Source organism: Pseudomonas duriflava, assembly GCF_007830155.1.
GTDB classification, from domain to species: Bacteria; Pseudomonadota; Gammaproteobacteria; order Pseudomonadales; family Pseudomonadaceae; genus Chryseomonas; species Chryseomonas duriflava.
In genome coordinates, this window is the sequence record NZ_VLKY01000010.1 from 48,038 (window position 1) to 63,395 (window position 15,358).

Annotated in this window: 14 protein-coding genes; 8 read left to right on the forward strand and 6 right to left on the reverse strand. The window is 52.8% G+C overall.

What is annotated here, in order from left to right:
- The first annotated feature begins 5 nt into the window (after nucleotides 1-5).
- The gene (locus IQ22_RS23945) at nucleotides 6-569 is read left to right on the forward strand and encodes an MFS transporter (protein WP_342212457.1); all 564 of its coding nucleotides are present in this window, start codon (nucleotides 6-8) and stop codon (nucleotides 567-569) included.
- Between the two features lie 61 nt (nucleotides 570-630).
- Here IQ22_RS23945 and IQ22_RS15025 read toward each other — a convergent pair whose 3' ends face one another.
- Together IQ22_RS15025 and IQ22_RS15030 are read right to left on the reverse strand one after the other, a co-directional pair.
- On the reverse strand, nucleotides 631-1,866 hold the full coding sequence (locus IQ22_RS15025; protein WP_145143421.1) for an MFS transporter: 1,236 nt from the start codon (nucleotides 1,864-1,866) through the stop codon (nucleotides 631-633).
- Nucleotides 1,863-3,128, reverse strand: coding sequence for a serine hydrolase domain-containing protein (locus IQ22_RS15030; RefSeq protein ID WP_145143422.1), 1,266 nt, complete (start codon nucleotides 3,126-3,128; stop codon nucleotides 1,863-1,865). The genes IQ22_RS15025 and IQ22_RS15030 overlap by 4 nt, the downstream gene beginning before the upstream one ends.
- Before the next feature lie 116 nt (nucleotides 3,129-3,244).
- On the opposite strand from IQ22_RS15030, the gene IQ22_RS15035 reads away from it, so the two are divergent.
- From IQ22_RS15035 to IQ22_RS15045, 3 genes are all read left to right on the forward strand, one after another.
- On the forward strand, nucleotides 3,245-4,132 hold the full coding sequence (locus IQ22_RS15035; protein ID WP_145143425.1) for a LysR family transcriptional regulator: 888 nt from the start codon (nucleotides 3,245-3,247) through the stop codon (nucleotides 4,130-4,132).
- A 338-nt stretch (nucleotides 4,133-4,470) separates the two neighbouring features.
- On the forward strand, nucleotides 4,471-5,622 hold the full coding sequence (locus IQ22_RS23575; RefSeq protein ID WP_244309174.1) for a hypothetical protein: 1,152 nt from the start codon (nucleotides 4,471-4,473) through the stop codon (nucleotides 5,620-5,622).
- 356 nt (nucleotides 5,623-5,978) lie between these two features.
- Nucleotides 5,979-8,336, forward strand: coding sequence for a DNA polymerase II (locus IQ22_RS15045; RefSeq protein WP_145143426.1), 2,358 nt, complete (start codon nucleotides 5,979-5,981; stop codon nucleotides 8,334-8,336).
- Nucleotides 8,337-8,391: 55 nt separating this feature from the next.
- On the opposite strand, the gene IQ22_RS15050 is transcribed toward IQ22_RS15045, so the two are convergent.
- The 3 genes from IQ22_RS15050 to IQ22_RS15060 all read right to left on the reverse strand — a co-directional run bounded on the left by IQ22_RS15050 (nucleotide 8,392) and on the right by IQ22_RS15060 (nucleotide 11,019).
- Complete coding sequence (locus IQ22_RS15050; RefSeq protein WP_145143428.1) at nucleotides 8,392-8,817, reverse strand: hypothetical protein; 426 nt, start codon at nucleotides 8,815-8,817, stop codon at nucleotides 8,392-8,394.
- Between the two features lie 85 nt (nucleotides 8,818-8,902).
- Nucleotides 8,903-9,241, reverse strand: coding sequence for a P-II family nitrogen regulator (locus tag IQ22_RS15055; protein ID WP_145143430.1), 339 nt, complete (start codon nucleotides 9,239-9,241; stop codon nucleotides 8,903-8,905).
- A 158-nt stretch (nucleotides 9,242-9,399) separates the two neighbouring features.
- Nucleotides 9,400-11,019: a tannase/feruloyl esterase family alpha/beta hydrolase gene (locus tag IQ22_RS15060; protein ID WP_145143432.1), complete on the reverse strand. Its 1,620-nt coding sequence runs from the start codon at nucleotides 11,017-11,019 to the stop codon at nucleotides 9,400-9,402.
- A gap of 306 nt (nucleotides 11,020-11,325) precedes the next feature.
- Between IQ22_RS15060 and IQ22_RS15065 the strand changes: the two genes are divergently transcribed.
- Nucleotides 11,326-11,532 (forward strand): hypothetical protein, encoded by a 207-nt coding sequence (locus IQ22_RS15065; RefSeq protein WP_145143433.1) that lies wholly within the window; start codon nucleotides 11,326-11,328, stop codon nucleotides 11,530-11,532.
- A gap of 68 nt (nucleotides 11,533-11,600) precedes the next feature.
- Here IQ22_RS15065 and IQ22_RS15070 read toward each other — a convergent pair whose 3' ends face one another.
- A complete protein-coding gene (locus IQ22_RS15070) occupies nucleotides 11,601-12,134 on the reverse strand; it encodes a cation diffusion facilitator family transporter (RefSeq protein ID WP_145143435.1) in 534 nt (177 codons plus the stop codon).
- A gap of 268 nt (nucleotides 12,135-12,402) precedes the next feature.
- Here IQ22_RS15070 and IQ22_RS15075 point away from each other — a divergent pair, with 268 nt between their 5' ends.
- The 3 genes from IQ22_RS15075 to IQ22_RS15085 all read left to right on the forward strand — a co-directional run bounded on the left by IQ22_RS15075 (nucleotide 12,403) and on the right by IQ22_RS15085 (nucleotide 15,357).
- A complete protein-coding gene (locus IQ22_RS15075) occupies nucleotides 12,403-13,599 on the forward strand; it encodes an MFS transporter (RefSeq protein WP_145143437.1) in 1,197 nt (398 codons plus the stop codon).
- A gap of 230 nt (nucleotides 13,600-13,829) precedes the next feature.
- Complete coding sequence (locus IQ22_RS15080) at nucleotides 13,830-14,606, forward strand: siderophore ferric iron reductase (RefSeq protein ID WP_145143439.1); 777 nt, start codon at nucleotides 13,830-13,832, stop codon at nucleotides 14,604-14,606.
- Nucleotides 14,590-15,357 carry an ABC transporter ATP-binding protein gene (locus tag IQ22_RS15085; RefSeq protein ID WP_145143441.1) on the forward strand — a complete coding sequence of 256 codons (768 nt, stop codon included), beginning with the start codon at nucleotides 14,590-14,592 and terminating at the stop codon, nucleotides 15,355-15,357. Before IQ22_RS15080 ends, IQ22_RS15085 begins: the two co-directional genes overlap by 17 nt.
- Nucleotide 15,358 lies beyond the last annotated feature (1 nt).

Genomic DNA, 15,358 nt, shown 5'->3' on the forward strand with positions numbered 1-15,358 from the left:
TGCTAATGATATTTTTTGGAATTGGAACAGGCGCCTATACCCTTGTGCTGGCTTGGTTACCACCGTTCTATACCCAGCTTGGCTGGAGCGCGGCGCACAGCGGCCTGCTATTGGGCGGCTTGACCTTGACTGAAGTAGTAGCCGGACTTGCCATCTCGGCAGTGATTGACAGATTCCCAGACCGCCGAAAGTTGTTGTATGTGGTGTTATTGCTATTACTAGCCGGACTTATTTTGCTTTTAATTGCTCCCGTATCAATGGCCATACCTGCAGCGCTTCTGCTTGGGGTAAGCATTGGAGCGCTGTTTCCGCTCTCTCTCATCATTACGATGGATCATGTTTCTAATGTAAGAAACGCCGGGTCGCTGATGGGATTTGTACAAGGTGGGGGCTATATCATCGCCAGTACCATGCCTTTCCTGGGTGGCGCAATACGAGAAAACTTTGCCAGTCTGGCCCAAGCCTGGCTAGTGATGGCAGCCGGTGTCATCTTTCTCCTAATCTTAGCAAGTCGGTTTTCGCCTGACACTAAAGTGGATACCACATCAATTCGTCTAGCCACCAAGTAGTGCAGGTTTCAAAGGCTGTATACGGGCTTCATACGATACAGCCTTTGAGTAAGAGCCGGCCCTACGGACAACTTCGGCTTGCGGTAGGTTTTAAACTTTGATTAGAGAGACCCTCTTCTAGCTCTCTTCCACCGAGATTAGAAAATCCTCGATTCCCAGAAGCCCACACAACAACCAGGGTAGCCAACAACAGTACCAGTAGCACAGGCGAAAACGCACCAACACCGAAATGACTCAACAAGACGCCTCCAATTACTCCCCCTCCGGCGATAGCTAGATTCCAGGCTGTAACAAGCATGGACTGCGCCACATCGGCAGCGTCCTCCGCTGTCTTGGTCAGCGCAGTCTGGAATAGCGTAGCTGCACCACCAAAAGCGAGCCCCCAGGCACTTACCGCCACATAAATCACACCCGCCTCGCTGCCAGCTATCCCCAGGATCAAAGCTGAAAGCCCGAATAAAACCGTACTAAGAAGCGTTAATACTCGCAGGTAGCGATCAATAAGAATACCTATGACCCAGATGCCCAACACAGATGCGGCACCAAAGATAAGCAGGACTCGATCCGTGTGCTCTGCCATGTGGGCATTCATGAGGAATGGAGCGATATAGGTATACAGAATGTTATGGGCAAGAACGAATGTCAGCACCACAGATAGTACCGAGCGTACGCCAGGCAGCAGGAATACGCAGCGCAGTGGAAGCTGCCGCCCCCTGGGCTGTCCAGCAAAGTCCGGCACCTGTAGGCGCACCCAGAGCATCAGAATCAGCGCCAGTCCGCTTATGATGCCAAAGCAGATGCGCCACCCCACCAGTGTGCCGAGAAAAGTACCGGCCGGTACGCCCAGCGACAGCGCCAGCGGCGTACCTACCATTGCCACTGCGATGGCGCGGCCCTGCTGATGCTTGGGCACCATACGCGCGGCATAACCCGCTAACAGCGCCCACAGCAGGCCGGCCGCCACACCCGCCAGCAAGCGCGCTACCATTGTCAGTGCATAGCAGGAGGAAAATGTTGTCACCGTGTTGGCTATAACGAATCCGGCGATCGCTGTCAGCAGCAGCGGGCGGCGCCTGAAGGCTTGTGTGGCGGAAGTCAGCGGAATCGCCGCTACCAGCGAACCAAGGGCATAGATTGTAACGGTCTGACCGGCCCACGCTTCGGAGACAGATAGCTCCTGCGCCATTTGCGGTAGCAGGCCGGCTGGCAAGGCTTCAGTCAAAATCGTGATAAACGCAGCCATGGCCAGAGCCAGCAGAGGCGCCAGGGGCAAGCGGTCATTGATAGCGGCGCTCATTGCTCAGTCTCCTGCGCAGCCTGCACCTTGTCGTCCTCGGCGCATGCAATGACCTCTGTACCATGGACGCTGCCGCCTTCTGCCAGCGCACCGTAAACCGCATCGCGTATATCAGTGACAAATTGGCCTGACATCCCTTCGTACAGGGTGTTGGTGAAGGCGACAACACTCAGGCCCTGCGCCCGATCCACAAACCAGGAATGGCCGTAGGCACCGCCCCAGCGCCACGTGCCCTCTGACTCAGGCGAGGCGGCAAGACGTGGGTCACGCAATACTGAAAGTCCCAGACCAAACCCAAAGCCTAGCGCACTAGGAAGTTCATATCCTTGCGTTTGATCCCGTGACATTTCGGCAATCAACTCATCGGGTAAAAGCACTCCACGGCCTTTACGTAAAGCCTCTAACAAACGCAGGAAGTCTATGGCTGTCCCGGCCATACCTGCCCCTCCCGAGGGGAAAGCGCGGGAATCGAAAATGCGGGCGGGACTGTACTGGATACCCACTACCCCCTCGAAAGGCGAGACGACCTCACCTTCCTGCAAGCGGTGCGGCTGCGGGGAATCGTTCACATAGGTTATAGCGACACGCTGTACATCATGGGCGAAAAATCCGGTATCCATCATGCCTAGTGGACCAGTAACCAACCGGTGTACCGCCACGTCTAGCGGTACACCGTGCACTTGCTCAATTACCGCACCCAGTACATCAGTTGCCAACGAATAACCCCAGGCAGTACTGGGCTCATAAAGCAGTGGTAACGCGGCAAGACGGCGCACGTTTTCTTCCAGGCTGATCAGTGAGCTATCCATACCGTCCGATACCCCAGCGCACGCATAAGGGCCGTCTTCACTAGCCTCGAGAAAACGATAGCCTAGCCCTGTCATGTGGCTAAGCAGATGCCGTATCGTAATCCGCGCAGGCCTGCCATTAGCCAAGCGAGGTTGAAACTCGGGCAGCCAGCGCTCTATCCCTGTATCAAGCTCAAGGCGCCCTTGGCCTACCAGTACTAATGCCGCCGTTGAGACGATAGGCTTGCTAACCGAAGCCAGACGAAAAACCGTATCGACCTTCATAGGATGCTGGCTTTCGCGATCAGCCAGGCCCATTACCTCACAGCAAACCAGTTCGCCTTTGTGGGCTACCAGCACAACAGCACCTACCAGACGTTTTTCATCCAACGCTCGTTGAATTACCGCCTTGACCCGCGCCTGCAGTTTTGCAGTAAAAGTGTCTGCCCTTAGAGGATTGATAAGCGCCGTCATAGAAACCTCCCGTCTTCAGTGAACTCTCCCGTCACGATAGAAAGGCTGCGACTAAAGAAAAAGGCGGGTACATTTCCGGTTTATGCGGAACTTTATGTCCGCAATGGAGGAAAGCTTTGGATAGCCTTAATGGGTTCGTTGTATTTGTTCAAGTAGCCGAAACACGCAGTTTCATAGCAGCAGGTAGGCTGCTAGGCGTGTCGGCATCGGCCATTGGCAAGAGCATTTCACGACTTGAAGAAAGGCTTGGCGTGCGCTTGTTTCATCGCAGCACCCGCAGCGTCGCGCTAACCGCTGAGGGCACACTTTTCCTGGAGCGATGCCGTCGTATCCTGGCGGAAATAGAAGCAGCAGAAATGGAGCTTTCACAAGTACGGGCTGCACCGCGCGGTCGCCTCCGGATCAGTCTGCCTTTGGTAAGTTCTCTGCTATTACCAGTACTAGGTCAGTTCATGCAGGAATACCCGGATATCGAACTGGATCTGGACTTCACCGATCGGCTTGTCGATGTGATCGAGGAAGGCTTCGACGCTGTAATAAGGACAGGTAACCCGACCGACTCACGTCTCTCCGCTCGTAGGCTTGGCACCTTCCGTTCATTAGTGGTCGCATCGCCTGAATACCTTGCTCGACGTGGCACACCAGAGGTGCCAGACGATTTGCTTGGACACACCTGCCTGCATTACCGCTTTCCCTACAGCGGCAAATTAGAGAAATGGGCGCTACGCCGTCCGGCTGGCGAACCTGAACTGCAACTGCCTACCTCTATGATCTGTAACAATATTGAGACCCGGGTATGCTTTGCCCTAAAAGGCCTGGGTATCGCCTATTTGCCTGATTTTTCGATTAGAGAGTCGCTTGCAGATGGACGACTATGCGCCATTTTGACCGATTACGTGGAGCGCACCGGCGTTTTCCATATCCTCTGGCCAACAAGCAAACATGCCTCACCAAAAGTTCGAGCTCTGGTCGACTTTCTGTGTACGCGGGTGTTTCCAGCTTAGCTACAAAAATAGCCTAGGGTTTTTCAGAAAAGCCTTTGTCAAGGAAAGGCATTAGCTCCCAGTTCAAATATCAAATTTTATCTGCAGAAGTAATAGCATCACACGTCATGACATATTGCTATTAGACCAAACGCTGTTTGGTTCCAAACTCCTTATACATTAATAACTGCTCTTGCCTATCCGCTTGTCGGCTCGCATGGAAGCTAAAAATAGAACTTCTACGCTATGTTTACCAGTATCAACTGGTATTGGTTTAAATATCAGGCGAAGGCTAGCAGTCTCGCTAATAAACTGGCCTAGTGCCACTTATAAATCAGACGTAACGATAAGGAATTTATATGCGTCTTCATAGTGTGCTACCCGCTCTGACCCTAACCCTTATATCTGCCCCCTCCTTTGCTGCAATGAATACCTCTGAAATAACTCAGTCTGGTGATGGTAATACGGCTGAGTTAATGCAAACAGGTAATTCTAACCAAGCTATTCAGACCCAACTGGGAACTAACAGCTTCCAACGCATAGAGCAAAATGGCGATACCCATTATGCCTCTGTTTACCAGGCTGAAAGAACTGAAGATGCCGAAGCAACGATTGTACAAACCGGGGACAACCACAGCGTCGATATTTATCAAGGATCTGGATCGTCTGTAGACATTACTCAAACGGGTAGCGCTAATGTCTATAACTATAACGGAGAGGGCAGCCAATATGCTAGCTCAACCCAGGATGGCACCAATAACATCCATACCATCAATCAATCCGGGAGTAATTATAGTGCTGCCTTAACTACTTCAATTGGTAATGGCAATGCTATAACGCTTAATCAGGATGCAGGAGGCTCATTCGGTGGTTTTAACGTCACTCAAGTAGGGGATAATAATGCCATTACAGCAACACAGCGGGATTATTCAGTCCAGATTCTTGGGGACCAGCGAGGCAATGCAAATACTGTGGTTATTGAGCAGGCGGGTGTAGGCCCTACTAGTCTTGGAGGGAGTACAGTTGTTGGATTCGATCAGCAAGGTGATACCAATATTATAAACGTAACTCAAAGTCTAAGTGCTGACTCAGATATTACTCAAATAGGTAATGCCAATAATGTTAGCGCTGTTCAGAGCGGCAACGGCGGCGATATGTTTTCGCCTTATGCAAGAACGAACCTAACTTCAACTCAAACAGGTGATAACAACACGCTGACGGTCTATCAATCAGCTTATGAAGGGATAGCTGACATTGCAGCTAACCAAGAGGGAAATGGCAATACGATGGACTTGGTACAGGAGAGTGTTATTAATAGCTCTCTGGATGTAGCTCAACTTGGTGATAATAACTACATGAGCATTACCCAAAGACAAACTGTTAATGATGCATTCCAGCTTACTCAGCAAGGCTCTGGGCTCTCAGTGACAACCGAACGCGGCGGACAAGACAATCAAGCTGTGATCGCTCAGACTGGATTAAGCAACTCGGTCAGTCTGATTCAGCAGTAAGCCTCGTAACGCCATTGGGTTTCCTCGTGAAGCCCAATGGCGTTGCAGCCGATATCAAAAAGTGGAGTTTTTTACTGAAAGGTAAGTATTAGGCAAGAGTTTCGCTCGGCCTTGCTGGAACGAGTATACTTTTAAAAAGCAAAGACAATTTTCCTATGCCTTTCAGATAACCCTAGCATGCCTCTATTTCTCTGACTAAACCTCAGAAGCCCTTGAGGCCAACCTGAAAGTAACCTTGGCCTTGCTTGCTCATGCATCTGGCTCTATTCAACCTCATGCAGCTCGGCGTCTCGTTAAACAGACCAATCTAATGCTGCGTACAATGCACAGGTTGCCTTAAGGGAAAGGAAGTACAGGTGCAGCAGGGGTTTGTTCTTACCAGGCATTGGCGCGACACCTCTGCCGGCTCGGAAGTCGAGTTCTGGCTGGCTACCGATACAGGGCCGGTCCACCTCCGGCTACCCTACCAAGTTTCTGTTGCCTTTATGCCCTCCGAGTATAAAGACCACGCTCTATCGCTTATCCAGCGCGAGCCTGGTGTAGAGCTCCGGCCGCTGGCGCTGTGCGACTTTCGCCACCGACCAGTGATGGGTCTGTATTGCCCACAGTATCGCCAGCTTCTTCACTTAGCGAATCAGCTAAAGCAGATCGGGGCTGACCTCTACGAAGCTGACATTCGTCCGCATGAGCGCTACCTGATGGAGCGCTTTATTACGGCTCCGGTCTGGTTCAGCGGTACCCCAAACAGCAGTGGGCAGCTTTGCGATGCTCAGATGAAGCCTGCGCCTAGCTATCGCCCCAGGCTCAAACTGGCTTCACTCGACATCGAAACCAATGCCTATGGCGATTTGTACTGTATAGGACTCGAAGGGTGCGGTCAGCGCCAGGTCTACATGCTGGGGCCGGCCAACGGCAGCCATAATGGGCTTGATTTCACGCTGGAATACTGTGATACCCGGGCTCAGTTGCTTGAACGCCTCAATCGGTGGCTCGTCGACTACGATCCTGATGCCATTATTGGCTGGAACGTTATCCAGTTCGACCTGCGTGTACTTGAAGAACATGCAAAAAAGCTAAAGGTACCGCTGCGCCTTGGCCGCGGCGGTCAAGAGATCGAGTGGCGCGAGCACGGCTCTCAGCATAAGCATTATTTTGCCTGTGCACCCGGGCGGCTTCTGATTGATGGAGTGGAAGCGCTACGTTCAGCGTTCTGGAGCTTCCCCTCGTTTAGCCTTGAGAATGTCGCCCAGACGCTATTGGGCGAAGGCAAGGATATCGACAACCCGTACTCCCGCATGGCCTCGATCAATCGCATGTTTGCCGAGGACAAGCCGGCACTGGCACGTTACAACATCAAGGACTGCGAACTGGTTACTCGTATCTTTGAAAAGACCGAAATACTAACGTTTTTGCTGGAGCGCGCCAGTGTAACCGGCTTGCCTGCCGACCGGCATGGAGGCTCTGTTGCAGCCTTTACTCATTTGTACATGCCCCTCATGCATCGGCAAGGGTATGTGGCTCCAAATCTGGGAGAGCGTCCGCCAGAGATCAGTCCCGGCGGCTTTGTGATGGACTCCCGGCCGGGTCTGTATGATTCGGTGCTGGTGCTTGATTACAAAAGTCTTTACCCCTCGATTATCCGGACCTTCCTGATCGACCCGGTAGGCCTGATTGAAGGCTTGCGCTATCCAGACGACTGCGACTCGGTTCCCGGGTTTCGTGGCGGGCGCTTCTCCCGTACCAAGCACTGCTTGCCTTCGATCGTTGAGCGAGTATGGAATGGCCGAGAAGTAGCCAAACGGGAAAACAACAAGCCTTTGTCCCAGGCGTTGAAAATCATCATGAACGCCTTTTATGGCGTACTGGGCTCCAGTAGCTGCCGCTTCTTCGATCCTCGTCTGGCCTCATCCATCACGATGCGGGGCCATGCGATCATGCACCAGACCCGCGAGCTGATCGAAGCTCAAGGTTATACCGTTATCTATGGTGATACCGACTCGACGTTTGTTTGGTTGGGTCGAGCCCATAGTGAATCGGAAGCTACACGAATTGGTCAGTCCCTGGTGCACATGATCAATGGCTGGTGGCGTGAGCATCTGGCTCAGGAGTATGGCCTCTCCAGTGCACTTGAACTTCAGTTCGAGTCGCATTACAGCCGCTTCCTGATGCCAACGATTCGTGGCGCAGAAGAAGGCAGTAAGAAACGCTACGCCGGTTTTATCCAAAGAGAAGACGGCCAGGAAGAAATAGTTTTCAAGGGGCTTGAAACCGTCCGTACCGATTGGTCTCCACTCGCTCAACGATTTCAGCGGGAACTGTATCGGCTTGTCTTTAAAGGTGAGCCCTACGAAGCCTATGTGCGTAGCTATGTGTGCCAGACCTTGGCCGGTGAGCTGGATGATCTTCTGATCTTTCGCAAGCGGCTGCGTCGTCGACTAAATGACTATCAGCGTAACGTGCCACCCCATGTGCGTGCTGCACGAATCGCCGATGCCTATAACGACAGACTAGGCCGTCCACGGCAGTATCAGAACGGCGGCTGGATCAAGTATCAAATGACTGTAACCGGCCCAGAACCGCTGGAGATCCGAACCTCGCCAATCGACTATGATCACTACATCAGGCGCCAGCTTGAACCGATTGCCGACGCCATTCTGCCTTTTGTTAACGATCGCTTTGCCAGACTGATTGATGCTCAGCTAGCGCTGTTCTAGGAAACCTACTCTCATTTTGCCTTACATGCATCCTACCAGCTTACCGTAACAAGGCTCAGCCAGAATAAAGGTCGAGTGGCACGCCATCGGGACCGCGTTCTTCCGTAGTTTCGGTGCTTGAAAGAGTCTTGCCAAAGACTAGAAGCTCCAGCCGCTCGCGCTCTTCATCCGTGGGTAAAGCGGTCTCGTCGATATTTCTTGAATTAAGTACAGCAGGCGGATCGTTGGGAAGCGTGCTCGGGTGATAACAGCCTTCCGCATCGATATGGATCCAGCCGTACCACTCGCTGGCCACGTGTTCGGCGCATCCGTCCTTTAACCTTACATACCAGTCAACAAGGCGTAACCGTTTACCGGCTAGTCCTATAGGAGCTGCCTCTGAATGCACCATAGCGACATAAAGCGAATGCGGCAGGGAATGCACCTGACCGGCCTCGTCCAGAAGAAAGGTAAATGATGCATACCGGGCTGACTCACTCATGGCACACCTCCATTCGTATCATCTCGCCTGTAGAAAAAGGAACAGCTTGGCGTCTCGGTCATCCGCTTAAGCGACTCATGCGCCTTCAAACAGCACTGGCGTCCGTCTCGCCGGTGCGTATACGAATGACCTTGTCCAGATCGGAGATGAATATCTTGCCATCCCCCACATTGCCGGACCTGGCAGTCTGGATAACCACCTCGATGACTCGTTCGCAAAACTCATCGGTCACAACAACTTCGAGCTTTATCTTGGGCACGAACCCCACAACGTACTCGGCGCCCCGGTAGAGCTCGAAGTGTCCTTTCTGTCGTCCAAAACCGCGCACTTCCGTGATTGTGATGCCTTGGACACCGATGTCCGACAGAGCCTCATGCACAGCAGCAAGCTTGGACGGTTTGATGATGGCAGCGACTAGCTTCATGGCGGACTCCCGATTCCCAAGGTTTAATCATCCTCTGTCATCGGATAAGGCAGGATACGTTCGGTTCCTATTTCTGGATCATCTCTTTGGAAAATACTTAAAGATAGAACCTGAGCCTCCATGCCCAGGTAATGCTTTCATGCTATCCGCAGCGCGATCTAGCGAGACCGGCTCGTGCAAAAAAAGCTAGATGCAGATTCAGGATTGCCTTTTCCAATGTAGGTTGCTACTTGAGGATAGGGGCAAAGTGGACGCGTACGGGTAGGAGACCAATCTGCTGGGAGATCCGAGTTTTCTCCACCAGGATTACCAGCCCCGCGTGCCTGGGCAATCACCCGGTCCGGGGCCTTGCCCTTCTCTACCCAGTTGACCAGCGGTGTTAGCATGTCGAATTGATCCGTCGCTGGCCCACCCGAGCAATGTCCCATCCCAGGTACGGGAAAGAAGCGAACAAACCTATCAGCCTTCCCATGATTGGCTTTTTGCAGCTCTTCATACCAGGCGGCTGTGTCCTCGACAGAAAAGATGGCATCACTGACGCCATGGTAGACCATGACCTTTGCACCACGCTCCTTTAACTCGGAGAGATCGGTGGGGGCAGGCGGTGTCATGAATGACATAGCGGATTGCGTATAAACGCTGTCGGTGCGATTGACCCGTCGCAAAAGATTGTCAATCGACGCATTCAGGGTAAAGGCCGTGCCGTCGAACGTAGCAGGATTCTCGGGCGGTACGCCAAATACGATTCCGACAGCTGCCGAATCCCGCGTCAGCGGCGACTCGAACTCCCAGGAGGCAACGCCTGTTGTACCCAGCCCGCTGTCATAGGGAAAAGGCGCATATACCGGTTTTCCGTTACTGGTAACAGGACCTTTAAAAATCGGCTCTATTGCCTGCTTTTGCGCAAGACTTAGGCAACTGCCATCCCGCGTATCGGTACACGTAGGCACATCTCGTTTAATGCTGAAGGTACGTTGGCAGCGAGGAAAATCCCCAATGATGTCATCTTCGAGTCCATCAAGCTTGTCGCAGCGGTCCAAGACCTTTTGAGATACCAGTGCTCTTTCGGCTGCTGTAAAAGCGGTAGATAGGTCTCCTGGGTCAGTTGCGACTTTGGCGTACTGCTGTGCACCGTAAATGCTGGCAATGGCGGCTAGCGGAAGCCTGTACCCAGGGGCACCTGCCAGGAAGCCGTCATATTCATTAGCCAGGCGATTCATGGCTACAAACGTATGACGTCCTCCGTTCGAGCAGCCTCCAAAGTAGGAATGTGCCGGACGTACACCATAAGCAATCTTCAAAGCACTTTTAGCCATAGATGTGAGGGTAGCGGCCGCTTGATAGCCGTAATCGAGCCGCGCTTGTGGATCGATACCAAACGAGGGATTTTGCGCGCCCGTATGTCCGGCATCCGAGCTGAGCACAGCAAAACCTTGATCCAACGCATTGGTTACTGGCCCTCCACCTAATCCACCAGTGGCTGTCAGTACATTGCCATCCAAACCGCCATTGGCCTGATAATAAAAGCGACCATTCCATTCTTGAGGTAGACGCATCTCAAAACCAATCGCGTAGGTTTCTCCATCAACTCCGGTGCGACGGTTCATACGGCCTGTCACTAAACAGTGCGCTGCAATATCACGCCCTCCAACAGTCAACCCACCCGCCTTGATGTATGTCGCTTGATCAATAAGAGTGTTTGGAAGCGCAGACAACTTGACCTGCAACATATCGCAGCTGCCATGAAGCGAGGTGGCATGTGCAGATGAAGCCGCCATAATGGAAAATCCTAAACAACAGAAACGCCGGGTTAGGATAGATAAGGAGATAATATTCACGTGTGCTTCTCTTTGTTGTGGTTATTGTTGGATCGCTAGGCCTGTATAGCATCGATAAAGAAACTGCCAACCTATACTGGTGCAGATAATTAATAACATTAACTACTTTATGCAAGAGTTGCAGTCATTAATTCCGCACGTGATTACAAAAAACTGAAAAAGCAGTCTTCGATGGACTCAGTAGGCATGAACTCTTTTCGGACACATAAGCTCCAACGCAGGCATGACTATCAATCGGAGAAGACCATGCAAAACTCCCTGGCTTATGTCGTGTTACTAGCGGGCGTACTTGGTTTGGCAGCCTGTGAAAAGACAACCGAGAACAACGAACAAGGCGATAAACCCACCAACGAGCAGGCCCAGGGTGCCGTGACAGCGTCACCGGACCAAAAGGGTGAACAGGAACTAGCCCCTGCTGCGAGAGCTTCGGATCAGAACAAGCCCCAGCAATAACAGACGGTTTATACAGGAGCAGACAGTATGGTCTGCTCCTACACAACCATGCCTGCCTTGTCTGGCTCTCACTTTGCTAATGGGCAAGTGTGATGCGAACTGCCTTGCTCAATCTGTAATGTACTGTGATAAATGGCAAAATCATGTTTGAGGGTTCGCATGGTCTCGTCCATGAAGTGATCCCCTGGGTAGCCTTGAGGTATGACAAGATGTACCGTCAGGGCATTTTCCGTGGTGCTCATTCCCCAGACATGCAAATCATGGAGATCGTCCACGCCGGGCCGATTGCGTAGGTAGGCCTCGATAGCGGTCAGATCAATCTGCTGTGGCACAGCGTTGAGCGACAGCTGAACAGAATCTCGTAGTAATGACCATGTGCTGATCAGAATCACGGCGACGATCACCAAGCTCAGCAGCGGATCGATCCACTGCCAGCCTGTAACCATAATGATCAGGCCCGCCGCCACTACTCCTAACGACACAGCCGCATCGGCGGCCATATGTAGAAACGCACCGCGAATATTAAGATCGCCTTTGCTGCCTCGAATGAACAGAACAGCAGAGACAGTATTGATAACGACCCCTATTGCCGCTACCACCATGACGGGAGCATTGCAATCATAAATGCCTTGCTCTAGGGGTTCACTGCGTCATGAGCGTGATGATCATGAGCGTGCCCTGTCGAATGTGTCATTGCCTGCCCCAACTATTCACCTGCCTATTAGAGTTTGGATTCGTGTGGTAGCTATGGGTTCATAACAGTTCGTTAAAGCACTAGGCCGCCCTTCTAGCGGCAAAGCGATAATGGGATCGATTTTCACCGGGCAACTGTGCATGATTTGCACCTTTTGCAGTCCCGAGCATGCCGTTATGAATTTGCGTTTGTGCCTGATCGTGATGACGGCCTTGGCCGTTATCACCGATAACATGCTGATTCCTTTTTACCCACAATATTTCGCTAACCGGTTTGGAAACCCGAAGCCGGAGCAGGTTGGCGCCTACCTGGCGGCTATTTGTGTGATCGTAATGTTTGCCTTTCCCCTGTGGGCACGTTTGGCCAAACGGATACATCCGATTCGTATTTTGATCTGGACGCAGCTCGCGGCCGGTCTGCTCTGCGTGGCCTGCTATACGATCGACTCGCTTCCCGTATTCTGGGTTGTGTCTCTGATCATGGTGGTTTTCAAGGGTAGCTACTTGCTCATGTATCCCTATGTCATGAGCCTGGAACACAAGGAAAGCCATACCCAGACGATTGGTACGCTTTCCGTTGTGGTCCACTTCGGTGCCATTCTGGGCGCCGCCGTGGGCGGATTGGTTTTGCAAGCGCTTGAGATTGGTGAAGTTTTTCTAATCATGGCGTTAGGCGACTTTGTGCAGATGGCAATCTGTATGCACCTGATGCGCAGCCGTCCACCAGCCTCCGGGGAGGCTGGCTCTGACGAGTCGGCAGCAGGCACTGAAACGGTAACAGCATCACCAGCCCGTACAGCCAATAATCTGATCATATTCAAACTATGCCTGCTCATGCTGCTGTTCTATTTCAGCGCTTATGTCATACGGCCTTTCTTCTCAGTCTTCTGGCAGCAGGTTTCAGCCTTGGAAAGCGAGCTGATTACCGGCTTTGTGTATTCCTTGCCGGGTGCCGTTGCCTTGGTCGCCTTATGGTGGAGCAAACGGGCAGGAAAGCAAGGGAGTGGCCGCCAGAGCATCATGGCAGCCCTACTGCTTGGTGCCTGTGGCATTTTCATGCAGGCGTTCTCCCATGAGGCGCTTATTCTCCTTGGCCGGGTCCTGTTTGGCTGGTCGCTCTACCAGGTTACAGTTCGACTGGACGCCCTAATGTTTGAAATGAGCAGTCCCGAGGCCTACGCCATAGACTTCAGTAAGATCAATTTCTTCCAAAGTCTGGGCGTCATGTGTTCGTCTTACGGAGCCGGTCTGCTGGTCAGCCACTACGACCTTACCGCACCCTTCTGGGTCGGAGCTGCGGGACTGCTGGTAACAGCCATCCTGTTTCCCTGGCTGGTTAGAATGCCCGCCAGGGTTGCTACATCAGTACCCTGAACACTAACTACAACGTTTAGATTCCTAAAATCTCTTTGGAGTGGCGCAACAGCGCTACTCCAGGCATCAAGCTTCGACGTCATTACACCCTGTCATTAGCCGGGTTATCGAAATGATAATTTGATGCATTTGTATTTCGGTGATTAAATTAGACGCAGCTGAGCCTAGCCTCCGAGCCGCCTGCCAGGCAGTTCGTATCTCAGGTTAATTCTTCTCTTCTGGGTCTGACCATGACGATTCAGGTAAAAACCGACCTCATACGCTTGCTGGATCTGACAGCTCTTTCCCTTCCAGGACTTAATGGGCGGATCGGCCATGCAGGACCCAATGACTTAACCTGCGGCGCGGCGGAGAATGAAGCGCGTCTTCAAGCACTACTTGAGCATTGGCAGACCGCCTACCCTGAAGCCGGACCGCACTATTGGTCGGCACGCTGCTGGACATTGACGATCTGGCAGCCTATTTACCTGAGTATTCTTGGTGTTCACCTCGGAGGTTGTGCTCCTTCCCTGGCTAACATGGGCCAATGTGTTACCAATGGGTTCGTCGCCGGCTTCTGTCTACCGGATCATTGTCCTCGCGTGGCCAAACAGGACGACCTGATTTGCTTTGCCGGGGAACAATTACGGGATCTGTGTGAGCGTCAGCTAGAAGAAGTCAGCACCGTACTCAAGATCAGCCCGAAAATGGCCCGGAGGCTACAGGCCGACTATGTTCTGGCTGCCTTGCTGTTCATTCAGAAAAACCAACGGGACCGGGTATCCAACGAGCGTTTGCGTGAACTGGAAGGCCTATGGCTGCATGTGCTGGGGCTGGAAGGCCACAGCGAATTGATCAGCATCACGCTGGACGATGGCTGCGAGCGTCTTGCCTTGGGCCGCAAGGTTTGCTGCCAGCACTTTCGGCGTGCCGATGGTGAGCTGTGCAGCACATGCCCCAAGCTCAAACAGGAAGAACGAATTGCCCGCCTACGCCAGGAGCTGACGCTTGATGCTGCAACTGAATGATATCCGCGTGCATCGCGGCGGCCGACTCATCCTGACGCTGGATAATCTACGCCTGGCCGGCAATGAATTAACCGTTATTCTTGGCCACAACGGCTCGGGCAAATCGACCCTGATGAACCTGCTGGCCAGACAGGCCCAGCCGGACAGCGGCCGTATCGAGCTGGATGGCCAGCCTATCGGCACCTTTAGTCAGCGCGACTTTGCACGGCGTATCGCCTTTCTTCCTCAACGCCTGCCTGAAGTAGCCGGACTGACCGTACGGGAGCTGGTTCGCCTGGGACGCTTTCCCTGGCGTGGCCTGCTGGGCCGTTGGCAGCACGACGATCAGACGCTGATCGAACACGCTATGCAGCAGACCGATGTAGCCCATTATGCCGATCACTTGACCGACACGCTTTCAGGTGGCGAACGCCAGCGGGCCTGGATTGCCATGCTACTGGCTCAGCAATCACCGTTGATCCTGTTAGACGAACCGACGTCGGCTCTGGATCTGTCCCATCAGTACGAGTTGATGGGCCTCCTTCACGAACTCAACAAAAAAACAGGACGCGGTATTGTGGTCATCCTGCACGACATCAACCTGGCCACCCGCTTTGCCGACCGTATCGTCGCGCTCAAGCGAGGCCGGTTATTCTTCGACGGTACGCCGGAAGCCTTGCTCTCCAGCCATGTGCTATCGGAGCTTTACGATATCGACATTCAGTTGCTCGACCAGCCGGACGCCCAGCGCAAGATTGCGGTCGTTGCCTAAC